The sequence below is a fragment of the Streptomyces sp. NPDC047017 genome (assembly GCF_040644175.1).
Classification (GTDB): Bacteria; Actinomycetota; Actinomycetes; order Streptomycetales; family Streptomycetaceae; genus Streptomyces.
Map to the genome: position 1 here is coordinate 382546 of NZ_JBEYVW010000002.1, position 20999 is coordinate 403544.

At 74.2% G+C, this 20999-nt stretch carries 19 protein-coding genes and 1 pseudogene; 10 read left to right on the forward strand and 10 right to left on the reverse strand.

Annotated features, from left to right (window positions below; all coding sequences use genetic code 11):
- Nucleotides 1–173: 173 nt before the first annotated feature.
- Complete coding sequence (locus ABZ858_RS05020) at nt 174–1604, forward strand: trehalose-6-phosphate synthase (RefSeq protein WP_361372698.1); 1431 nt, start codon at nt 174–176, stop codon at nt 1602–1604.
- A 53-nt stretch (nt 1605–1657) separates the two neighbouring features.
- Here ABZ858_RS05020 and otsB read toward each other — a convergent pair whose 3' ends face one another.
- The 3 genes from otsB to ABZ858_RS05035 all read right to left on the reverse strand — a co-directional run bounded on the left by otsB (nt 1658) and on the right by ABZ858_RS05035 (nt 4357).
- Nucleotides 1658–2518, reverse strand: a complete 861-nt coding sequence (otsB, locus tag ABZ858_RS05025) for a trehalose-phosphatase (protein ID WP_361372700.1) — start codon at nt 2516–2518, stop codon at nt 1658–1660.
- An 85-nt stretch (nt 2519–2603) separates the two neighbouring features.
- The gene (locus ABZ858_RS05030) at nt 2604–2846 is read right to left on the reverse strand and encodes a DUF3263 domain-containing protein (RefSeq protein WP_361372976.1); all 243 of its coding nucleotides are present in this window, start codon (nt 2844–2846) and stop codon (nt 2604–2606) included.
- A gap of 260 nt (nt 2847–3106) precedes the next feature.
- A complete protein-coding gene (locus tag ABZ858_RS05035) occupies nt 3107–4357 on the reverse strand; it encodes an extracellular solute-binding protein (RefSeq protein ID WP_361372702.1) in 1251 nt (416 codons plus the stop codon).
- Between the two features lie 126 nt (nt 4358–4483).
- Here ABZ858_RS05035 and ABZ858_RS05040 point away from each other — a divergent pair, with 126 nt between their 5' ends.
- The 3 genes from ABZ858_RS05040 (at nt 4484) to ABZ858_RS05050 (ending at nt 7651) form a co-directional block, all read left to right on the forward strand.
- A complete protein-coding gene (locus tag ABZ858_RS05040) occupies nt 4484–5428 on the forward strand; it encodes an ROK family protein (protein WP_361372704.1) in 945 nt (314 codons plus the stop codon).
- Nucleotides 5429–5435: 7 nt separating this feature from the next.
- Entirely contained in the window at nt 5436–6578 is a 1143-nt protein-coding gene (gene nagA / locus ABZ858_RS05045) for an N-acetylglucosamine-6-phosphate deacetylase (protein ID WP_361372706.1), read from the forward strand.
- A 143-nt stretch (nt 6579–6721) separates the two neighbouring features.
- On the forward strand, nt 6722–7651 hold the full coding sequence (locus tag ABZ858_RS05050) for a 1-phosphofructokinase family hexose kinase (protein ID WP_361372708.1): 930 nt from the start codon (nt 6722–6724) through the stop codon (nt 7649–7651).
- Nucleotides 7652–7657: 6 nt separating this feature from the next.
- Here the strand turns inward: ABZ858_RS05050 and ABZ858_RS05055 are convergent, their stop codons facing one another.
- Both ABZ858_RS05055 and cdgB read right to left on the reverse strand, forming a co-directional pair.
- Complete coding sequence (locus ABZ858_RS05055; protein ID WP_361372710.1) at nt 7658–8614, reverse strand: CBM35 domain-containing protein; 957 nt, start codon at nt 8612–8614, stop codon at nt 7658–7660.
- 120 nt (nt 8615–8734) lie between these two features.
- Nucleotides 8735–10414: a diguanylate cyclase CdgB gene (gene cdgB / locus ABZ858_RS05060; RefSeq protein ID WP_361372712.1), complete on the reverse strand. Its 1680-nt coding sequence runs from the start codon at nt 10412–10414 to the stop codon at nt 8735–8737.
- A gap of 367 nt (nt 10415–10781) precedes the next feature.
- Here cdgB and ABZ858_RS05065 point away from each other — a divergent pair, with 367 nt between their 5' ends.
- Together ABZ858_RS05065 and ABZ858_RS05070 are read left to right on the forward strand one after the other, a co-directional pair.
- Complete coding sequence (locus ABZ858_RS05065) at nt 10782–11366, forward strand: flavin reductase family protein (RefSeq protein WP_361372714.1); 585 nt, start codon at nt 10782–10784, stop codon at nt 11364–11366.
- A 129-nt stretch (nt 11367–11495) separates the two neighbouring features.
- Nucleotides 11496–11948 carry a GNAT family N-acetyltransferase gene (locus ABZ858_RS05070; RefSeq protein WP_361372978.1) on the forward strand — a complete coding sequence of 151 codons (453 nt, stop codon included), beginning with the start codon at nt 11496–11498 and terminating at the stop codon, nt 11946–11948.
- A gap of 193 nt (nt 11949–12141) precedes the next feature.
- Here ABZ858_RS05070 and arfB read toward each other — a convergent pair whose 3' ends face one another.
- Nucleotides 12142–12579, reverse strand: coding sequence for an alternative ribosome rescue aminoacyl-tRNA hydrolase ArfB (gene arfB / locus ABZ858_RS05075; RefSeq protein ID WP_361372716.1), 438 nt, complete (start codon nt 12577–12579; stop codon nt 12142–12144).
- A 218-nt stretch (nt 12580–12797) separates the two neighbouring features.
- Here arfB and ABZ858_RS05080 point away from each other — a divergent pair, with 218 nt between their 5' ends.
- Nucleotides 12798–13373, forward strand: a complete 576-nt coding sequence (locus ABZ858_RS05080; protein WP_361372718.1) for a TerD family protein — start codon at nt 12798–12800, stop codon at nt 13371–13373.
- Nucleotides 13374–13531: 158 nt separating this feature from the next.
- Here the strand turns inward: ABZ858_RS05080 and ABZ858_RS05085 are convergent, their stop codons facing one another.
- The gene (locus tag ABZ858_RS05085) at nt 13532–14896 is read right to left on the reverse strand and encodes a M1 family metallopeptidase (RefSeq protein WP_361372980.1); all 1365 of its coding nucleotides are present in this window, start codon (nt 14894–14896) and stop codon (nt 13532–13534) included.
- Between the two features lie 111 nt (nt 14897–15007).
- Between ABZ858_RS05085 and ABZ858_RS05090 the strand changes: the two genes are divergently transcribed.
- Nucleotides 15008–15508 carry a hypothetical protein gene (locus ABZ858_RS05090; RefSeq protein ID WP_361372720.1) on the forward strand — a complete coding sequence of 167 codons (501 nt, stop codon included), beginning with the start codon at nt 15008–15010 and terminating at the stop codon, nt 15506–15508.
- Between the two features lie 8 nt (nt 15509–15516).
- On the opposite strand, the gene ABZ858_RS05095 is transcribed toward ABZ858_RS05090, so the two are convergent.
- The gene (locus tag ABZ858_RS05095; protein ID WP_361372722.1) at nt 15517–16185 is read right to left on the reverse strand and encodes a pentapeptide repeat-containing protein; all 669 of its coding nucleotides are present in this window, start codon (nt 16183–16185) and stop codon (nt 15517–15519) included.
- 134 nt (nt 16186–16319) lie between these two features.
- On the opposite strand from ABZ858_RS05095, the gene ABZ858_RS05100 reads away from it, so the two are divergent.
- Entirely contained in the window at nt 16320–17858 is a 1539-nt protein-coding gene (locus tag ABZ858_RS05100; protein ID WP_361372724.1) for a DHA2 family efflux MFS transporter permease subunit, read from the forward strand.
- Nucleotides 17859–17980: 122 nt separating this feature from the next.
- Here the strand turns inward: ABZ858_RS05100 and ABZ858_RS05105 are convergent, their stop codons facing one another.
- Both ABZ858_RS05105 and ABZ858_RS05110 read right to left on the reverse strand, forming a co-directional pair.
- The gene (locus ABZ858_RS05105; protein ID WP_361372726.1) at nt 17981–19399 is read right to left on the reverse strand and encodes an FAD-dependent oxidoreductase; all 1419 of its coding nucleotides are present in this window, start codon (nt 19397–19399) and stop codon (nt 17981–17983) included.
- A gap of 9 nt (nt 19400–19408) precedes the next feature.
- Nucleotides 19409–20074 carry a rhomboid-like protein gene (locus ABZ858_RS05110; RefSeq protein WP_361372728.1) on the reverse strand — a complete coding sequence of 222 codons (666 nt, stop codon included), beginning with the start codon at nt 20072–20074 and terminating at the stop codon, nt 19409–19411.
- A 10-nt stretch (nt 20075–20084) separates the two neighbouring features.
- On the opposite strand from ABZ858_RS05110, the pseudogene ABZ858_RS05115 reads away from it, so the two are divergent.
- Nucleotides 20085–20975, forward strand: a pseudogene (locus tag ABZ858_RS05115) (aminoglycoside phosphotransferase family protein).
- The last annotated feature ends 24 nt before the right edge of the window (nt 20976–20999 follow it).

A 20999-nucleotide genomic window follows, 5' to 3' on the forward strand; every position in this document is an offset into this window, starting at 1 on the left:
GGAACCCACCCCTCACCGACCGCCCCGCGCGGCACCCGGGACGGCATCACTGACATGCACCGCACATCTTCACGGTCTTCACATCCTTCTCACAACCCGTCGGGCGGCGGAATCCCGACCGGCCCGCCACCGCGTACGTTTGAGCGTTCGAAGGCCGGGCTAGGTTGAGGACCATGGCTTCAACGCACGGTGCCGAGGTGCTGGTCGCCTCCAATCGCGGTCCGGTTTCGTACGAGCGGGCCGAGGACGGCTCGCTGCACGCGAAACGCGGCGGCGGCGGACTGGTCTCCGGACTGTCCGCGATCGGCCCGGACGCGGGCGCGGTATGGGTGTGCGCCGCGCTCGGCGAGACCGACCGGGAGGCCGTGCGCCGCTTCGAGGGCGGCCGCAGGCTGCCGGCCGAGGACACCGGCGGGCAGCGGGTCCGGATGCTCGACATCGCCCCGGACGTCTTCTCCGACGCCTACAACGGCATCGCCAACTCGGTGCTCTGGTTCGTCCACCACATGCTCTACCAGACCCCGCTGGAGCCCGTCTTCGACGCGGAGTTCCGGCGCCGCTGGGCCTCGTACGAGAGCTACAACCGGTCCTTCGCCGAGGCGCTGGCCGAGGAGGCCGCCGAGGGCGCGGCCGTGGTGGTGCAGGACTACCACCTGACCCTGGTCCCCGGGATGCTGCGCGATTTCCGGCCCGATGTGCGCATCGGGCACTTCTCGCACACGCCGTGGGCGCCGGTGGACTACTTCCGGATGCTGCCCGACGACATCGCCGAGCAGGTGCTGCGCGGCATGCTGGGCGCGGACCGGCTGGGCTTCCTCACCCAGCGCTGGGCGGACGCCTTCACCGGCTGCTGCGAGGCGCTGGCCGGCGGGCTCGGCGGCACCCGGATCGGGGTGCACGGGCTGGGCGCGGACGGGGAGTTCCTGCGGGAGCGCTCGCGCCGGGCCGACGTCAAGGAACGGATGGCCGCGCTGCGCGAGGAGATCGGCGCGGCGCCGGACGGCGGGGCGCGCCGCACGATCGTACGGGTGGACCGTACCGAGCTGTCCAAGAACATCGTGCGCGGGCTGCTGGCGTACCGGCAGCTCCTGGAGGACCGCCCCGAGTGGCGCGAACGGGTCGTCCACGTCGCCTTCGCCTACCCCTCGCGGCAGGATCTCGCCGTCTACCGGGAGTACACGGCCGAGGTGCGGCGGCTGGCCGAGGAGATCAACGCGCGGTTCGGGACGCCCGGCTGGACGCCGGTCGTGCTGCACGTCAAGGACGACTTCGCACGGTCGCTGGCGGCGTACCGGATCGCGGACGTGGCCCTGGTCAACCCGATCCGCGACGGCATGAACCTGGTCGCCAAGGAGGTGCCGGTCGTCTCCGACGCGGGCTGCGCGCTGGTGCTGTCGCGGGAGGCGGGCGCGTACGCGGAACTCGGCGAGGACGCGGTGCCGGTGAACCCGTTCGACGTGGTGGGGACGGCGGCGGCGCTGGACGAGGCGCTGCGCATGCCGGGGACCGAGCGGGCGGAGCGGTCCAAGCGGCTGGCCGCCGCCGCCACCGCGCTGCCGCCCGCCCAGTGGTTCCTCGACCAGCTGGGCGAGCTGAACGCCTGAGCGGCCGGGGCCGCCGGGACACGCCTGGGGCCGCCGGGGAGATCAGAGGGAGGTCAGAGGCGGGCGGCCAGGGCGCGCAGCAGGTCCACCACCCCGGCCGGGCCCGGCACCACCAGGTCCGCCCGGTCCGACAGCTCCGTCACCTCGGCGCTGCCGCTGCACACCAGGACGCCCGGTACGCCGTCGGAGCGGAGTTCGCCGACCGCGGTGAAGGCGGGCAGGTCGCCCAGGTCGTCGCCGGCGAAGAGGACGGAGCCGGCGCCGGCGCCGCGGACGTGGTCCAGCAGGGCGGCGCCCTTGTCCATGCCCGCGGGGCGCAGTTCGAGGACCATCCGGCCCGGCTCGACGATCAGCCCGTGCCGGACGGCCAGGCCGGTGAGCGGGTCGCGCAGGGCCTCGAAGGCGGCCTGCGGGTCCTCGGCGCGGCGGGTGTGCACCGCCAGGGAGCGGCCCTTCTCCTCGATCCAGGTGCCCTGCCAGGCGCCGATCCGGTCCAGGAAGCCCGGCAGTTCGGCGCGGACGGCGGCGACGCCGGGGTGCGGGGCGGGGGCGGTGACGGTGCCGGTGGCGGCGTCCCAGCGCTCGGCGCCGTAGTGGCCGAGGACGACCAGGTGTTCCAGTCCGGGGACGCCCGCGAAGCCGCCGTTGCGCACCGCGACCCCGGCGGGGCGGCCGGTGACCACCGCGACGGAGGCCACCTTCGGGGCGAGCGCGGCGAGCGCGGGCACCGCGTCCGGGTGCGCCCTGGCCTGGTCCGGGTCGGACACGATCGGGGCGAGCGTGCCGTCGAAGTCGAGCGCGATCACCGCGCGCTCCGGCCGTGCCAGCAGCGCGGCGAGCCCGTCCCGGCCGGCCGGTGTGGCGGGCGCCGGCAGGGCGGGGGCGGGGTTGGTCGAGTCCGTGTCGTGGCCCATACGCCGAACCTATCCACACCCGGGCCGTCGCACTCCTCGACGACGGGGACGGGCGTCGCCCTCCGGGCCGGGACCGCGCGCCGGCTCAGCGTTCGGCGCGGCGGGCGTCCCGCACCCGGCGCAGCCGGTTGACCGTGACCGGGTCGTGCGCGAGGGCCCGGGTGTCGTCGAGGAGGGCGTTGAGGAGCTGGTAGTAGCGGACGGGGGACAGCCCGAGTTCCTCGCGGATCGCGCGTTCCTTCAGGCCGGGGCCGGTGAAGCCGCGCCGCTCCAGGGCGAGGATGTCCCGCTCCCGGCGGCCGAGCCCCGGCCCCTCGCCCCGGCCCACCCTCCCGGCCTCCGCCTCGGCGCCTTCCGCCACGGCCCCGGTGCCCTCCGCCACGCCGTCGACGTCCTCCGCGTCCCCGGCCGCGCCTCCGGCACCCTCCGCGTCCCCGGCACCCTCCGCGTCCCCGGCAGGATCCTCCGCCACGCCCTCGGCGTCCTCCGCCTCCCCCGCCGCGCCCCCCGCGTCCCCGCTGCCCTGCACGTCCATACCCGGCACCGTAGCCCCCGCCGCCGACAACGGCGCGCCCGGGCGGCAGTCCGTCAGCCCGCGTTCTCCGCGGCCTCCGCCTGGGCCGCCGTGTTCTGCAGCTGGTCCAGGACCGCGGCGGGGTCGCCGGCGGGGCCGACCGTGCTGCCGATGCGCTTCTTGACGTCCGAGCTGACCCGGGCCCAGGAGGTCTTGCCGACCGGGTAGAGCTGGGCGAGCGGCAGTTCCTCCAGGAACGGCCACAGGTTCTTCTCCTGCCGGTCGTCGGCCATCGCGTCGGAGGCCGAGGTGGTGACGGGCAGCAGGTCGTACTCGCGGGAGAAGTCGAGGACGTTCTTCTCGCTGTAGACGTCGTCGAGGAAGGCGCCGACCTGGGACTTGTGGCCGCCCTTCTTGAAGGCCATCATCCAGTCGGTGACGCCCATGGTCGACTTGGGCGTGCCGTTCTTGCCCGGCACCGGCACCATGCCGAAGTCCACGCCCTTCTTCTGCGCCTGCTGCATCAGCGTGGGGTGGCCGTTGAGCATGCCCACATCGCCGTTGGCGAAGGCCGCGAAGGCGTCGGCGCGGTTCAGCCTGCCGGGCGCTACCGGGCCGGTCAGGCCCTTGCCGACGAGCTGGTCCTTGAGCCAAGTGAACGTTTCTGCATTCTGCGGCGAGTTGATCGTGTAGGTGCCGATGTCGTCGGTGTAGCCGGAGCCGCCGCTCAGCAGCCACTGCATGGTCTCCGCCTGCGCCTCCTCGGGGCCCAGCGGCAGCGCGTACGGGTACTTGACGCCCTTGGCCTTGAGCGCCGCGGCGTCGGAGGCCAGCTGGTCCCAGGTCTTGGGCGGGCTGATGTGGGCCTCGTCGAAGAGGCTCTTGTTGTAGAAGAGCACCCGGGTGGAGGCGGCGAACGGGATGCCGTACTGCTCGTGCCGCAGCTGCCCGGCCTCGGAGAGCTGGCCGAGGAAGTCGGCCTGCACGGGTATGGAGAGCAGGTCGTCGACCTTGTAGAGCAGGTTCTGGTCGGCGTAGTCGGCGTAGGCGCCGATCTGCGCCATGTCCGGCGGGTCGCCGGCGTCGACCATCTCCTTGACCTTGCGGTCGACGTCCGTCCAGGAGTAGACCTTGACGTCGATCTTCACGCCGGAGTGCCGGCCCTCGTAGGCGCGGGCCAGCCGGTCCCAGTACGCCTGCGAGCTGTTCGCCGCGGAGTCTCCGTAGTCGGCGGCGACCAGCTTGAGGGTCACCTCGGAGGAGCCGGTGCTCCCGCAGCCGCCGAGGACCGCCGTCATGCCCAGTGCGGACACCACCGCGATCATTCCTGTCCTACGCCGCTGCACCGTCTTCCCGCCCCTACTGTCTCGTGTTCACCATGCGGACACGATAGGTCTACACCACGTGAGTGGACTAGACCTCTTGCGGGTCAAAGGGTCACACTGTCACCTGTGAGACATGTCATCGCGCTCGATGTGGGCGGCACCGGGATGAAGGCCGCGCTGGTCGACGAGGAGGGCGGCCTGCTGCACCAGGCGCGCCGCCCCACCGGCCGCGAACGCGGACCCGACGCCGTCGTCGAGGGCATCCTCGGCTTCGCCGCCGAACTGCGCGCCGCCGGCCGGGAGCGGTTCGGCGAGCCGGCCGCCGCCGCGGGCGTCGCCGTCCCCGGCATCGTCGACGAGGAGCAGGGCGTCGCCGCCTACGCCGCCAACCTCGGCTGGCGCGACGTGCCCCTGCGCGACCTGCTCTCGGCCCGGCTCGGCCTCCCGGTCGCCCTCGGCCATGACGTGCGGGCCGGCGGCCTCGCCGAGGGCCGGATCGGCGCGGGCAGGGGCGCCGACCGCTACCTCTTCGTGCCGCTGGGCACCGGGATCGCGGGCGCCATCGGCATCGAGGGCCGGGTGGAGACGGGCGCGCACGGCTTCGCAGGCGAGATCGGGCATGTCGTCGTGCGGCCCGGCGGTGTCCTCTGCCCGTGCGGCCAGCGCGGCTGCCTGGAGCGGTTCGCGTCCGCCTCCGCGGTCAGCCAGGCGTGGGCGGCGGCCTGCGGGGACCCGGACGCGGACGCGGCGGACTGCGCCAAGGCCGTGGACTCCGGGGACCGGGCGGCCCGGGAGGTCTGGCAGGAGGCGGTGGACGCGCTCGCCGACGGGCTGGTCACCGCGCTCACCCTGCTGGACCCACGCACGCTGATCATCGGCGGCGGCCTTGCCGAGGCCGGGGAGACCCTCTTCGCACCGCTGCGGAAGGCCGTGGAGCAGCGGGTCACCTTCCAGAAGCTGCCGTCCATCGTGCCCGCCGCCCTCGGCGACACCGCCGGCTGCCTGGGCGCGGGCCTCCTCGCCTGGGACCTCCTCGGCGGCCCCTCTTCCCCTACGACTCCCCGGAGGTAGCCACCCCATGGCCCCCAGCAAGGTTCTCACCGGAGCCCGGGTGGTGCTGCCCACCGGGATCGCGGACGGCGCCGGCGTGGTCGTCGACGGCACCCGGATCGCCGAGACCGCCCCGCGCGGCGCCGAGACGGTCGACGCCGGCGGGCACTGGCTGGTCCCCGGCTTCGTCGACCTGCACAACCACGGCGGCGGCGGCGCCTCCTTCTCGGGTTCCGCCGAGGACGTGCTGACCGCCGTCCGCACCCACCGGGCGCACGGCACCACCACGCTGGTGGCCTCCACCGTCACCGACGAGACGGACCTCCTGGTCCGGCAGGCGGGGCTGCTGTCGGAGCTGGCCGAGCAGGGCGAGATCGCCGGCATCCACTTCGAGGGGCCGTTCATCTCCCCGTGCCGCAAGGGCGCCCACTCCGAGGCGCTGCTGCGCGACCCGGACCCGGCCGAGGTCCGCAAGCTGGTCGACGCGGCCCGCGGGCAGGCCAGGATGGTCACGCTCGCCACCGAGCTGCCCGGCGGCACCGACTCCGTACGGCTGCTCGCCGAGCACGGTGTGATCGCGGCGATCGGGCACACCGACGCGACGTACGAGCAGACGGTGGAGGCGATCGACGCCGGGGCCACCGTGGCCACCCATCTGTTCAACGCCATGCCGGTGCTCGGTCACCGCGCGCCCGGCCCGATCGCGGCCCTGCTGGAGGACGAGCGGGTCACGGTCGAGCTGATCAACGACGGCGTCCACCTGCACCGGGCCGCCCTGGAGCTGGCCTTCCACCGCGCGGGCGCGGCCCGGGTCGCCTTCATCACCGACGCCATGGACGCCGCCGGCCGCGGCGACGGCCGCTATCTGCTGGGCCCCCTGGAGGTCGAGGTCGCCGACGGCGTGGCCCGGCTGGTCGAGGGCGGTTCGATCGCGGGTTCGACGCTCACCCTGGACCGGGCCTTCCGGCGGGCGGTGACCGTCGACCGGCTGCCGGTCGAGGACGTGGTGGCCGCGCTGTCCGCCAACCCGGCCCGGCTGCTCGGCCTGGACGACCGGGTGGGCTCCCTGGAGCCCGGCAAGGACGCCGACCTGGTGCTGCTGGACGAGGACTTCGTCCTCAAGGGCGTGATGCGGCGCGGCGCCTGGGTGGTCGATCCGCACCTGGGCTGATCCGCCCCCGCCATCCGGACGCCGGGGGCGGTCGCGGGGGTGTGCGGCACACCGTCCGTTTGGCATGATCGAAGCCCCGGAGCAGGTCCGGGGCTTCGTCGTACGCGTGCCAGGCGCGCCTGTCCCGGGGGAGGCCGGACTCCGTGATCCTCACGGTCACGCTGAACACCGCTCTCGACATCACCTACCGGGTGCCGTCCCTGCGGCCCCACGCCTCCCACCGGGTGGCCGAGGTGAGCGAGCGGCCCGGCGGCAAGGGCGTCAACGTCGCCCGGGTGCTGGCGGCCCTCGGCCACGAGGTGACCGTCACCGGCCTCGCGGGCGGCGCCACCGGGCGCGAGGTGCACGAGCGGCTGCGGGAGCTGCCCGGTGTGGCGGAAGCGCTGGTCCCGGTGGCCGGCGCGACCCGGCGCACGGTGGCCGTCGTGGACGAGCACACCGGCGACACCACCCAGCTCAACGAGCCGGGCCCGCTGGTCACGGCCGCCGAGTGGGCCGCTTTCCAGGACGTCTACGAGGACCTGCTCGGCCGGGTGTCGGCCGTCGCCCTGTGCGGCAGCCTGCCGCCCGGCCTGCCGGTGGGGGCGTACGCCGTCCTGGTGCGCGCCGCGCGGGCCGCGCACGTCCCGGTGCTCCTGGACACCAGCGGCGAGGCGCTGCGGCGCGGGCTGGCGGCCCGGCCCGACATCATCAAGCCGAACGCGGACGAGCTGGCCGAGCTGACCGGCTCGCACGAGCCGCTGCGCGCCACCCAGGACGCCCGGCGGCGCGGCGCCCGCACGGTGATCGCCTCGCTGGGCGCCGAGGGACTCCTCGCGCACACCTCGGAGGGCATGTGGCGGGCCGTCCCGCCCGGCCGGGTCCAGGGCAATCCGACCGGCGCGGGCGACTCGGCGGTCGCCGGGCTGCTCTCCGGCCTGGTGGAGGACGTCCCCTGGCCGGACCGGCTGGCCCGCGCGGTGGCCCTGTCCGCGGCGACCGTGCTGGCCCCGGCGGCCGGCGAGTTCGACCGCGCGGCCTACGCGGAGCTGCTCGGCAAGGTCGCGGTGACGACGGAGGTCAGCGCGGCCTGACCGGGGTCAGTGGACCCAGCCCTTGACCAGCCACAGCTGGTCCAGGTTGGCGTCGCACTGGTTGCCCTGCTCGCACGAGACCTTGAGGGTGTTCGTGCCCTTGTTGAGCTGGATCCAGTTGTAGGTGCGCGTCCAGCCCTTCTGGTAGTCGCCCGCGGGGCCGTGCGCGAAGTTGCTGAGCTTGACCGGCGTGGTGGACGGCGTGCCGTTGACCGTCAGGGTGGCGGTGCCGTCCTTGCCGGGGACGCCGTAGCCGACGTACAGGGAGTACTTGCCGGCGTCGGGGATGCCGTTGACGGTCCAGGTGACCGAGGCGCCGGCGTTGTTGAAGTTGGTCACGTAGACGCCGCCGTCCGCCTGGGCGCCCTTGACGGAGGAGGCGGTGGTGGCGCCGCCGCCGAGCAGCAGCGCCTTGGCGTCGATCTTCGGGAGCCGGCCGTCGGGGGCCACGCTGCTGCTCGCGGACGGGCTCGACCGGGCGCTCTGGGGGGCGGTCGGCGTCACGCCGCCCGCCTTGTCGCCGCCCTTGTGGTCGGGCTTGTCGCCGATCATGGCCACGCCGATGCCGATCACGACCGCGGCCACCACGGCCACGGCACCGATCAGCAGGCCCTTGGTGTTGGGCCCCCGGCGGCCGCCGCCGCCCGCGCCCTGGCCGGCCTGCCGGGGCGGCTGCGCCCCGCCGGGCAGGGTCTCGGGGGCCGCGTAGTGCGCGTTCGGCCGGCCGTACGCGCCCTGCTGCGGGGCGGTGGGGGCCTGCTGCGGGACCTGGCCGTAGGCCGCCGTCTGCGCCTGGCCGTACTGACGCTGGCCGACGGCGCGGACCCGGTTGACCGAGCCGGGGTAGCCGTAGCCGCCGCCTCCGGAGGGCGGCTGGGCTCCGTTGGCCTGACCGTCGGCGTACAGATAGCCGAACGGGTCGTCGTCCTCGGGCGTGCTCGGGCCGTTGTCGCCGGGCGTCATCCCTTGGTACTCCTCAACAGGTGCGGGTCGGATGCGGTACGTCGTGAGATTGGACGAGCCTACCCGCTCCCGTGGGCCCGAACGGGGGGCTCACCCCGCACCTCGGCGCTGACCTGCGGATCAGCCGGCCCGGCGATGCTGTCTGGGACGAGATCGTTTCTCGACGTACATCCGCTCGTCGGCGGACTTGAGCACTTCGTCCGCCGTCATGCCGCAGTGCGCCCAGCCGATGCCGAAACTGGCGCCGACGCGCACGGCCCGGCCCTCGGCGCGGATCGGCTGGATGATCTCGTTGCGCAGCCGTACGGCCAGGTCCTGGGCGTCGGCACGGCCGAGGCCGTCGGCGAGGATCACGAACTCGTCGCCGCCGAGCCGGGCCACGGTGTCGCCGTCGCGCACGCCGTTGCTCAGCCGCCGGGCCACCTCGATGAGGACGGCGTCGCCCGCGTTGTGCCCGAACCGGTCGTTGATCGACTTGAAGCCGTCCAGGTCGCAGAAGAGCACCGCGAGCCCCTTGGCGCCGTCGTCGCGGCCGTCCTCGGGGGCGATGGTGTGCACATGGCGGTCGTAGGCGTCGTACGCCGGCGCGCCGGGGACGAAGTCGAAGCCGTGGTCACCGGCGTCGAAGCCGTGGTCGCCGGTGTCGAAGGCCGGGTGGCCGTAGGCCGCGTCCAGGGAGCCGAGTTCGCCGGGGACCGCGGGCTGGGCGCGCCGGCAGAGCCGGGCGGACAGCCGGGAGCGCAGCTCGGCGGAGTTCGGCAGGCCGGTGAGGGAGTCGTGCGAGGCGCGGTGGGCGAGGTGCAGCTCGCGGCGCTTGCGCTCCTCTATGTCCTCGACGTGGGTGAGCAGGAAGCGGGGGCCGTCGGCGGCGTCGGCGACGACGGAGTTGCGCAGGGACACCCAGACGTAGCTGCCGTCGCGGCGGCCCAGGCGCAGTTCGGCGCGGCCGCCCTCGGCGGAGGTGCGCAGCAGGGTGCCGATGTCCTCGGGGTGCACGAGGTCGGAGAAGGAGTAGCGGCGCATCGCGGAGGCGGGGCGGCCCAGCAGGCGGCACAGGGCGTCGTTGGTGCGCAGCAGCCGGCCGTGCTGGTCGCCGCCCATCTCGGCGATGGCCATGCCGGAGGGGGCGTACTCGAAGGCCTGGCGGAAGCTCTCCTCGCTGGCGCGCAGGGCCTGCTGCTCGCGCTCCAGGCGGACCAGGGCGCGCTGCATGTTGGCGCGCAGCCGGGCGTTGCTGATCGCGATGGCCGCCTGGAAGGCGTAGACCTGGAGGGCCTCACGGCCCCAGGCGCCGGGCCGGCGGCCGTTGCGGGGGCGGTCCACGGAGAGCACACCGAGCAGTTCGCCGGAGGGGCCGCCGGGCGCGCCGGGCACGTACATCGGGGCGAACAGCCGGTCGCAGGGGTGCCACTCGTCCTCGAAGCGGGGGGCGGGCCCGTCGGTGTACCACTGCGGGACGTCGTCGTCGTCGAGGACCCAGCCCTCGGTGTGGGGTATGAAGACCAGATCGCCCCAGTTCTCGCCCATGGTGAGCCGGCGCTCCCAGGACTCGCGGGAGCCCACCCGGCCGGTGATGAGGGCCTCGGCGGCGGGGTTGCCGGAGAAGGCGGCGACCACGAGGTCGCCGTCGGGGCGGACGAGGTTGACGCAGGCCAGTTCGTAGCCGAGGCCGGTGACGACGCCGTCGGCGACGGTCTGGAGCGTGTCCGCCAGGCTCCGCGCGGTGTTCATGTCCGCCATGACCTGGTGCAGCTGGCGCAGGGTCGCAAGACGGACGTACGGTTCCGACTCGGTCTCCATGCTCGCCCTCCCCCCGAGACCTCGCAGCGCATCAAAGGGTGCTCTTCGGCGTTTCGTTCCGTGCGGTCCCCGCCACTGAATCACAGCGCGAAGCCCACTCGGTACACAGGGTCAACAATTCATGTCCCTTGTGACTCAAGTCACATCAGAACATGAGCAATTGTGTAGAGTTTCTGCTTTTTTCCGTCACGTTGGCCGCACGGAAACCTTGCGGATGTGCGGACATGATGCACGAACCGGCCGCCGGGCGGAGCGGAATCACAGGTTCGGGCGGTGGCCGCCGGCACGGGGTGGGTCCGAGGTCCTAGGCCCCGGTTCGGGCCAGGGGCCGATGCGCGGGCGGCGGGTCCGTGACTAGCGTTGACGTGTGCTGAACACTTCCGCCGTGCCGTCCTCCCCCGCTGCCGCCGCCCCCTGCGGGCATGCTGAGGGGGTGACCGACGAGGAGTTCCGTGCCGCGATGTCCCGGCTGGCCGCGGGCGTGGTCCTGGTGACCGCCCAGGAGCCGCCGCTCGACCCCGACGACCCGGCGGCGCCGGCCGGCGAGGACGTGGGCATGACCGCGACGGCCTTCCTGTCGGTCTCCCTGGACCCGCCGCTCGCCCTGGTCAGCCTGCGCGAGGGCTCCCGCATGGACGACCTGCTCGCCGAGCAGCCGCTGTGGGCGGTGTCCGTGCTGGCCGAGAGCCAGCGCCAGATCGCCGGCCGGTTCGCCATGAAGGGCCGCATCAGCGACCGGCTGCTCTTCGCGGACCTCCCCTGCGCGCGCGGCGAGATCTCCGGCGCCCCGCTGGTCTCCGGCGCCCTGGCCACCCTGGAGCTGCGCACCGAGCAGCGGGTGACGGCGGGCGACCACACCCTGGTCGTCGGCCGCGTCCTGTCGGCACGGCTGCCGGGCGCGGACGGCGGCCCGCTGCTGTACTTCCAGGGGCGGTACCGGCACCTGGGGTGAGGCGGAATCCGGTGGCGGCGCACCGGCCGGCCGCTCTACGGTGCGCGGGTGACCTCCAGTGACACGGCCCCCGGCGCCGCCGCCCCCGCCCCCGCCCCCGCTCACACGTCCCGGCCGCGTCTCGAAGAGATCACCCCGGACAACCTCGACGCCGCGCTCGGCGTCCGCGTCCGCCCCGACCAGGAGCACGCGGTCGCGCCGGTCGTGAAGTCCCTCGCCGAGGCGTACGCGTATCCGGGCATCGCCTGGCCGCGGCTGATCACCGACGGCGGGCGTCCGGTGGGCTTCCTCATGGCCTTCCTCGGCATCGACTGGCACCAGGACGGCAGCGCGATCCGCTCGGGCCTGTGGCGGCTGAACATCGCGGCCGGCGAACAGGGGCGCGGCTACGGCCGGTTCGCCGTCGCACAGGTCGCCGCGGAGATCCGCCGCCGCGGCGGCACGCAGCTGCACGTGACCTGGCACCCGGGCCCGGACGGCCCGGAGGGCTTCTACCTCGGCCTCGGCTTCCGCCCGAACGGCGAGCGCAGCGGGGGCCAGACGGTGGGCGTGCTGGACCTCACGGACGACGCGGCGGGGTGAGGGCGGCCGGGGGGGAGCGCCGGGCCCGGTCTCCGGGCCGGCCGCCGTCCTGCGCGCGCTCGCTGTTCTACGCCCGGAGGGCGGCCTACGTCCGTACGCCCGCCTACGCCCGGAGGGCGGCCTACGTCCGTACGCCCGCCTACGTCCGTACGCCGGCCTACGTCCGTTCGCCGTCCTGCGTCCGTACGCCGCCCTACGACCAGTCGCGGCCCGAGCGGCCCCGCTTGGTGTCCGAGCGCTGCTTCTTCTGCCGCAGCCGCCGCTCGTTGATGCCGCGCGGGATCCGGGTGGGCCTGCGGGGCTTGGGCGGGGGCGCGGTCGCCTCGGCGAGCAGGGCGGTCAGGCGTACGGCGGCGGCCTCGCGGTTGCGCCACTGGGAGCGGTGCTCGGAGGCGCGGACCACGACCACCCCGTCGACGAGCCGGCCGGCCAGCCGCCGCAGCGCGCGCTCCTTCCACACCTCGGGCAGGGACTCGGTGTGCGCCAGGTCGAAGCGCAGCTCGACCTGCGAGTCGCTCGTGTTGACGTGCTGTCCGCCGGGCCCCGAGGACCGCGAGAAGCGCCAGGCCAGCTCGGCTTCGGGGAGCGCGACGGAACCGCGGATGACATGGGGACCGGACATGCCGTCCATGTTCCCGCCCGGGACCGGCCCACGTCACCGGGTTTTCTCACCGGGTCTTCGCTCCCGGCAGCGGCGCGCCCGGACCCGGCGGCGGCAGGTCCGGGGCCGTTCGAGCCCGGTTTGGCAAAAAAGGTAAAGCCGTCAGGAACCATGGGGACCCCTCTCGGCGTTCTTGGAGGTGGCGGTAGCTTCGTCCGTACACGCAACGAGGGAAGGGACTCCCAACAATGGCTGTAAGCCTGTCCAAGGGCGGCAACGTCTCGCTCACCAAGGAAGCCCCGGGCCTGACCGCCGTCACCGTGGGCCTCGGCTGGGACGTCCGCACCACCACCGGCACGGACTTCGACCTGGACGCCTCGGCGATCGCGGTCAACACCCAGGGCAAGGTGTACTCCGACGCCCACTTCGTGTTCTTCAACAACAAGCAGACCCCGGACAGCTCCATCGTCCACACCGGCGACAACCTCACGGGTGAGGGCGCCGGCGACGACGAGGCGATCAACGTCAACCTGGCCGGGCTCCCGGCCGACGTCGACAAGGTCGTCTTCCCGGTCTCCATCTACGACGCGGAGAACCGCGGCCAGAACTTCGGCCAGGTCCGCAACGCCTACATCCGCATCGTCAACCAGGCCGGCGGCGCCGAGATCGCCCGCTACGACCTGTCGGAGGACGCCGCCACCGAGACCGCCATGGTCTTCGGCGAGCTGTACCGCAACGGCGCGGAGTGGAAGTTCCGCGCGGTCGGCCAGGGCTACGCCTCGGGCCTGGTGGGCATCGCCCAGGACTTCGGTGTGAACGTCTGAGGACGGTCGCGCCAGAACTTCCGTGCCGGCCCCGGTCCCGCGTCCGCGTGGGGCCGGGGCCGGCACGTTGCCAGGTGGCGGCCCTCGTCGAGGACCGGGCGCCGCGCCGGCCGTGCGTGGCGCCGCGCAGCGGGCTGTGAGACGCCGGCGGCCGCCGGTCAGGGACGCGCCGGCTTGCCGTTCCCGTACAGCCAGACCCGCCAGATGCCGCTGAAGTCCTTGCCGGGGGCCCGCTTCTCGACGTACGACGTGAAGTCGGCGGTGGAGGCGTTGCCGTGCCGGTGGGCGGCGGCCCAGCCCTGGACGATGTCGTAGAAGGCGTCGTCGCCGACCGTCCGGCGGATCTTGTGCAGGACCATCGCGCCGCGGTCGTACACCGGCGCCTCCGAGATGTGGGCGGCGCTGCTGGGCCGGCCCGGCGGGAAGTCCCAGATGTCGGTGCCGTTGTCGCCCTCGCCGCGGTAGACGGTCTCGAAGGTCTGCTGTGCGCTCCGGCCGCCGTGGTCCTCGGCCCACAGCCACTCCGCGTAGGTCGCGAAGCTCTCGCTGAGCCACATGTCCCGCCAGCTCCTGGGGGTGACGGAGTCGCCGTACCACTGGTGGGCGAGTTCGTGGACGAGGGTGGTGGTGTCGGGGGCGGCGGGGAAGGAGGGCCGGTTCTGGGTCTCCAGGGCGTAGCCGACGCCGTCGACGCGGTCGACCACGGCGCCGGTGGAGGAGAAGGGGTACGGGCCGAAGTTGTCCTGCGCCCACTCCATGATCTCGGGGATCTTCGCGAGCACGGGGGCGCTCGCCGCGGCCAGGGAGGGATCGACGGCGACGTAGACCGGCAGGCCGTCGTCGAGGGTGGAGGTCTCCACCTCGAAGTCGCCGATCGCGACCGTGGCGAGGTAGGTCGCCATCGGCTCGCCGACGTGCCAACGGGCCGTCCGGCGGCCCCCGGTGACCGTGTCGCTCTTCAGCTCGCCGTTGGAGACGGCCCGCAGCGCGGCGGGCACGGTGACGGCGATGTCGTACGTGGCCTTGTCCGAGGGGTGGTCGTTGCCCGGGAACCACGCCATCGAGCCGACCGGCTCCCCGAGGGCCAGCGCGCCGTCGCCGGTGGGCAGCCAGCCCTCCTTCGCGCCGTCGGCGTCGGTGACGGTCCGCGGGGTGCCCGAGTAGCGGACGGTCGCGCTGAACGTCTCGCCCTCGTCCAGGTCGTCGTGCGGCCGGACGGTCAGCTCCTGGCCGGCCCGGCTGAACCGGGCGTCCTTGCCCTCGACGCTCACCGCCCGGACCTCCAGGCCCGACAGGTCGAGGTCGAAGGCGGACAGGTCCTGGGTGGCGCGGGCCTGGATCACCGCGGTGCCGGTGAGCCGGCGGTGGGCCGGGTCGTAGTCCAGGGCGAGGTCGTAATGGGTGACGTCGTAACCGCCGTTGCCCGCCTTGGGGAAGTACGGGTCGTGCAGGCCGGAGCCGCCCGGGGTGCCGCGCACCCCGCTGTCGCAGGCGGCCAGGGGCAGGACGAGCAGCAGCGACACGGCGGCGGCCCGGGCAACCCGTGCGGCCCGGGCAACGCGTGCGGCCCGGACGGCCGGTGCGGTTCGGTACACGGTGCGATCCTATGCGGCGGCCATGACACCATCGCGTACGTGCTCGACATCGGCTACGCCCTCTCCAACCGCTTCCCCGACCCGCCGCAGACGGACTACCGCCGCGCGGACGTCCACGCGCTGCGCCACGACCTGTTCTGCGGGGACGTGTATCTGGCCGACACCGAGTCGGACCGGGAAGTGGCCACGTCCTGGGGCTGGGTGCCGGTGCTGGACTTCGCGTGGGCGCTGTGCGACATCGTGGAGCGGCTGGACCGGGACCCGGCCGGCTCCCGGGCGTCGCGCCCCCAGCGGGCCGAGCTGGACTTCACCGAGTCCACCGACCGGATGCTCTTCGAGCGCCGCTTCGGCTGGGTGGACATCGAGGCCGACTGGATGCCGGCCGAGGAGGCCCCGCTGCCCTTCTCCCACGCCGCGCTGCGCCGGGAGGCCCGGGACTTCCTGCACGACCTGATCGCCGACCTGTGCGACCTGCACGAGGACCTCGCGGAGAACCCGGCCGTCTGGACCCTCCAGGCCCGCTTCCCCCGGCTGCCCTGACCCGGCCGTCAGTCCTCCACCCTGAGCCCCAGCTCCGCCGCCAGCACGGGGGCCAGGTCGAGCAGTTGGCCGGTGCTGATCACCGCGCCCGCCAGCCGGTCCACGCCGCGCGCGATCTCCAGCGAGGCGGCGCCGCGCAGGTCCACGTCGGTGAGCGCCGCGCCGCCGAGGTCCACGCCCTTGAGCACGCAGTCCACGAACTCGACCCGCTCCAGGCGGGCCCCGGCGAAGTCCGGCTCGACCAGGACGCAGCCCTCGAAGACCACGTCCCGCAGCTTCGCGTCGCGCAGGTTCAGATAGTCGATCTTGCCGCCTCGGACCCACACCCGCTCCAGGACCGCCCCGTGCAGCCGCGTCCCGCCGAGCCGGGCGTCGACCAGCTCGACATCGCGCAGGGTCGCCTCGGCCAGCTCGGTGCCCACCCCCCGTACGCCGGTGAGGACCGAGTCGAGCAGGCGGGCGCGGCGCAGCGAGGTCTCGTCCAGGGCGCAGCCGCGCAGCGCGCAGTCCATGAACCGGGCGCCCGCGCCGTCCTGCCCGGCCAGGTCGCTGTGCGCGAACTCCAGCCCGTCGTAGTCCCCGTCGGGCTCCAGGCCCCCGCCGTCGTACGCCTCCAGCGCGGGCAGCCGCAGCTCGGGCCGTCGCGCCGCCTTCACCCCGGCCGCTCTCCTCACCATGTCCCCGCTCTCCTCACCATGTCCCCATCCTGCACCCCGCCACTGACAGCGGGCCGGGGGAGGCGGCCGGACCGCGACCGGACCGCGCCCGGACTGCGGATGCGGTATGTGCCGATTCATGATGTTCTGACGGGATGAGTGTCACCCGAAAAGGTGAATCCTCGCTCCTGCGCCACCGACACGGCCACCGTCCGCGTCACGCCCGGCCCGCCGCCGAGTCGCACCGCTGGTGGGGGCTGGTGGTGATCGCGATCGCCCAGCTGATGGTCGTGCTGGACGCGACCATCGTGAACATCGCGCTCCCCTCGGCGCAGCGCGCCCTGCACATGTCGGACGCGAACCGCCAGTGGGTCATCACCGCCTACACCCTGGCCTTCGGCGGCCTGCTCCTGCTGGGCGGCCGGATCGCCGACCTGGCGGGGCGCAAGCGGACCTTCGTGACCGGCCTGACCGGCTTCGCCGCGGCCTCCGCGTTCGGCGGCGCGGCCACCTCCTCCGGGATGCTCTTCGGCGCCCGGGCGCTGCAAGGCGCGTTCGCCGCCGTCCTCGCCCCGTCCGCGCTGTCCCTGCTGACCACGACCTTCACCGACCCGCGTGAGCGCGGCAAGGCGTTCGGCATCTACGGCGCGCTGGCGGGCAGCGGCTCGGCGATCGGCTTCCTCGTCGGCGGCCTGCTGACCGAGTACCTGAACTGGCGCTGGTGCCTTTACGTGAACGTGCCCATCGCGGTCGTCGCCGTGCTCGGCGCGTTCGCGCTGCTGCACGACCGGCCGGGCACGGCGGGCGCCCGCCTGGACGTGCCGGGCGCGGTGCTGGGCTGCGGCGGCCTGGTCGCCCTGGTCTACGGGTTCAGCGAGGCCCAGCCGCGCGGCTGGACGGATGCGCTGGTGCTCGGCCTGTTCGCGGGCGGCGTGGTGCTGCTCGGGGCGTTCGTGTGGTGGCAGGGCCGGGCGCCGGTGCCGCTGCTGCCGCTGCGGGTGCTGCGCGACCGCGACCGGTCCGGCTGCTTCCTGACCATGCTGCTGGCCGTGATCGGCATGTTCGGGCTGTTCCTGTTCATGACCTACTACCTCCAGGAGATCCTCGGCTACTCGCCGCTGCGCACCGGACTGGCGTTCCTGCCGCTGACCGCCGCGATCGTCGTCGGCTCCACCCAGGTCTCGGCCCGGCTGCTGCACCACGCGGCACCGCGCGCCCTCATGGTCCCCGGGATGCTCCTCGCGGCCGCCGGACTGCTGCTGCTGACCCGGCTGACGGTCACCTCCCGGTACACCACCGAGGTGCTGCCCGCGCTGCTGCTGATGGGCCTGGGCATGGGGCTGACCTTCATGCCGGTGTTCGCCACGGCCACCGCGGGCGTCGCCCCGCAGGACTCCGGGGTGACCTCCGCGACCGTGAACACCGCGCAGCAGGTCGGCGGTTCGATCGGCACCGCGCTGCTCAACACGGTCGCCACCACCAGCAGCGCCGCGTACATCACCGCGCACCTGCGCGGCCCGGCCGACCGGGCCCGGGTGGTGCCCGAGGGGATCGTGCACGGGTACACGGTGGCCATCTGGTGGGCGGCGGCCGTGATGCTGCTCGCCGGGCTGGTCGCGGGCTTCATGGTGACCGCGCGGGCCCCCAAGCACAGCACCCCGGCCGGGACGGCGGTGCCCGAGACGGTGGTGTGAGCCCGGCGGCGGTGCCCGAGACGGGTGGTGTGAGCCCGCGGGGCGGGGCAGACGTACCAGAGCCCGCGAGGGGCAGGGAGGGTCCCGAGTTCGCACCCGGGGCCCTCCTCCTGCGGCGGCCGTCAGTGCCGGCCGGCCACCCGGTCGGCGAGGAGGGCCAGCCGGGAGGAGCGGGCGCCGTGGCCGGCCTGTTCGCGCCGGTCGGCCTCGCGGTAGGTGGCGTACATGCCCTGCACGCCCAGCCAGCGCAGCGGTTCCGGTTCCCACTTGCGGACCTTGTGGCCGACCCAGGGCAGCCCGGTGAGCGGGGTCGCGCCCCCCTGCCCGGAGTCGAGCCGCACCAGATCGGCCAGGGTGCGGGCGGCGAGGTTGGCGGTGGCGACGCCCGAGCCGACGTAGCCGCCGGCCCAGCCCAGGCCGCTGGTGCGGTCCAGGGTGACGGTCGCGCACCAGTCGCGCGGCACGCCGAGCACCCCGGACCAGGCGTGCTCGATCCGCACCCCGGCCAGGGCGGGGAAGAAGGCGACGAGGATGTCGCGCAGCGCCCGCACGGCCTCCCGCCGGGTGCGGCCGTCGTTGTCGGTGCGCGAGCCGAAGCGGTACGGCACCCCGCGCCCGCCGAGCGCGATCCGATCGTCGGCGGTGCGCTGGGCGTACATGTAGGCGTGCGCCATGTCGCCCAGCGTCTCGCGCCCGTCCCAGCCGAGCGCCGCCCACTGCGCGCCGGTCAGCGGCTCGGTGGCGATCATCGAGGAGTTCATCGGCAGCCAGGTGCGCCGCTGGCCCTTGAGGGAGGCGGTGAAGCCCTCCGTGCAGCGCAGCACGTAGGGGGCGCGGACGGTGCCGTAAGGGGTGACCGCGTGACCCGGGCGGATCTCGGTGACCGGGGTGGCCTCGTGCAGCGTGACGCCCAGCGCCTCGACGGCCGCCGCCAGGCCCTTGACCAGTTTGGCCGGGTTCAGCCGGGCGCCGTGCGGGGTCCAGGTGGAACCCACCGCGTCCGCGACCCGGACCCGGCCGGCCGTCTCCCGGGCGCCGTACAGCTCGCGGTCCTGCTCGCCGTATGCCAGCTCGTGCGCGTGGAACTCCCGCAGCCGGGCCAGTTGCGCCGGGGTGCGGGCCACCTCCAGCACCCCGCCCTTGTGCACGTCGGCGTCGATGCCCTCCTCGGCGGCGACGCGGATCACCTCGTCCACGGTGTCGTTCATGGCCCGCTGGAGCCGGACGGCGGCCTCGTGGCCGTGCAGCCGCGCGTACCGGTCGCGGCCGGCGACGCCGTTGTAGAGCCAGCCGCCGTTGCGGCCGGAGGCGCCGTAGCCGCAGAACTTCTGCTCCAGGACGGTGATCCGCAAGAAGGGCGCGGCCTTCTTCAGGTAGTACGCGGTCCACAGGCCGGTGTACCCGCCGCCGACGATCACCACGTCGGCGCTCGCGTCCCCGGTCAGCGGCTCCCGCGCCGCGGGCAGGCCGTCACCGGCGAACCAGAAGGAGATGCCGCCGTTCACGAAGCCGCCCCCGGCGGCGTTTGCCGAGCTGCTCATGGCCGGACGCTAACGCCTGGAGGGGGCCGGTGTCTCCTTCGGATTCCGTGCTTTTTCCGGGCCCCTGACCAGCGGATAGCACGCCAGGCCGATCAGTACGGCGGTGAAATGCCCGAGATCGGTGAAGGTGCGCCCGGTCAGCAGCGGCATCCCGAAGAAGACCAGCACGGCGGCCGGGTACAGGTACCGCCAGGGCCGCGGCAGCCGGTAGGTGAGCACCCCGACGACTCCGGCCAGCGCGTAACTGACGCCCACGTCGAGGCTGTTGACGGCGGAAGCGGGCGCCACCCGGCTCTCGATCGCCCACAGCAGCGCGCCCTCGCTGATCAGCGTGGCCAGCACGTGCGCGGCCACGCACACCGCCAGCCAGCGCAGGGTGCCCAGCCAGCGCTCGGCCTGCGCGTGGAAGACCGTGTAGAGCACCGCGTACGGCAGCCAGCGGCCGCCCGGGATCCACATGGCGCTGGCGACCAGTACCCGCAGCGGGCTGTCCGACAGCTCGTGGATGTTGGTGGAGCGCTGGCGCAGGAAGTCCGCCTCGAACGCCGGTGACATGTGGTGCAGGGCGACGGTGGTGACGAACAGGATCAGCAGCCACACGTACGTGCCCGGGGCGCCGCGCACGTACGCCACCACCGCCCGAAGCCCGCGCCGAAGTCGGATGACCGCGTCCACAGGCGCCAGTATGGTCGGCGGAGTGATCGAGGTGCCCGCCGAGCCGGCCGCGTCCCAGGCGAAATTCAGCGGTGCGGCGGGCCGGGCGTTCGTCGCGGAGCCGCCCGCGCGGGCGGCGCGCTTACTGCGCCGGTGGGGCCTGCGTCCGGACGGCCCGCCGAGGTACGGCGGGGTGCGCGCTGGTCCTGCCGGTGGTGCGGGCCGGCCGCGACCGGGCCGTGCTCAAGCTCCAGCCCCGGGACGAGGAGAGCGCGGGTGAGCCGGTCGCGCTCGGCGCCTGGGACGGCGACGGGGCCGTACGGCTGCCGGCGTACGACGAACCCACCTGCACTCTGCCGCTGGAGCGCCTTGACGCGTCCCGGACGCTGTCGGACCTGCCGGACGCCCGCGCGGCCGTCGGGGTCGTCGGTGACCTGCTCGCCCGGCTCACCGCCCGGCCCGCCCCGCCGGGCACCCGGCGGCTGGAGGGCATCGCCCGGGCGATGCCGGAGCAGGTGCCGGACGCCCTGGCCCACGTCCCGGACCCCGCCGACCGGCGGCTGCTCGCCGACTGCGCGGCCGCCGTGCGCGAGGTGGCCGACGCCCCCGGCGACCGGCTGCCGCACTGGGACCTGCATTACGGCACGTCCTGGGCGCCGACCGCGCGCCCTGGCTCGCCATCGACCCGAGACCGCTGGCCGGCGACCCCGGTTTCGAGCTGTTGCCCGCGCTCGGCAACCGCTACGACCCCGCCGAGATCCGCTGGCGCCTGGACGCGCTGACCGCGCGGCTCGGCCTGGACCGGGAGCGGGCCCGCGCCTGGACGCTCGGGCGGGTGCCGCGGAACCGCCTGTGGGAGATCGAGGACGGCCGGCCCCTGGAGGCCGGGCGACTGGAGATCGGCCGGGCGCTGCGCCGCTGAAACGGCGCCGCCCGCGTGACACGC

Bases quoted from the DNA above. Each gene is read 5' to 3' on its own strand.
- ABZ858_RS05020 (WP_361372698.1), top strand. From the start codon at position 174: ATGGCTTCAACGCACGGTGCCGAGGTGCTGGTCGCCTCCAATCGCGGT.
- otsB (WP_361372700.1), bottom strand. From the start codon at position 2,518: ATGGGCCACGACACGGACTCGACCAACCCCGCCCCCGCCCTGCCGGCG.
- ABZ858_RS05035 (WP_361372702.1), bottom strand. From the start codon at position 4,357: ATGATCGCGGTGGTGTCCGCACTGGGCATGACGGCGGTCCTCGGCGGC.
- nagA (WP_361372706.1), top strand. From the start codon at position 5,436: ATGGCCCCCAGCAAGGTTCTCACCGGAGCCCGGGTGGTGCTGCCCACC.
- ABZ858_RS05055 (WP_361372710.1), bottom strand. From the start codon at position 8,614: ATGACGCCCGGCGACAACGGCCCGAGCACGCCCGAGGACGACGACCCG.
- cdgB (WP_361372712.1), bottom strand. From the start codon at position 10,414: ATGGAGACCGAGTCGGAACCGTACGTCCGTCTTGCGACCCTGCGCCAG.
- arfB (WP_361372716.1), bottom strand. From the start codon at position 12,579: ATGGACGGCATGTCCGGTCCCCATGTCATCCGCGGTTCCGTCGCGCTC.
- ABZ858_RS05080 (WP_361372718.1), top strand. From the start codon at position 12,798: ATGGCTGTAAGCCTGTCCAAGGGCGGCAACGTCTCGCTCACCAAGGAA.
- ABZ858_RS05095 (WP_361372722.1), bottom strand. From the start codon at position 16,185: ATGGTGAGGAGAGCGGCCGGGGTGAAGGCGGCGCGACGGCCCGAGCTG.
- ABZ858_RS05100 (WP_361372724.1), top strand. From the start codon at position 16,320: ATGAGTGTCACCCGAAAAGGTGAATCCTCGCTCCTGCGCCACCGACAC.
- ABZ858_RS05105 (WP_361372726.1), bottom strand. From the start codon at position 19,399: ATGAGCAGCTCGGCAAACGCCGCCGGGGGCGGCTTCGTGAACGGCGGC.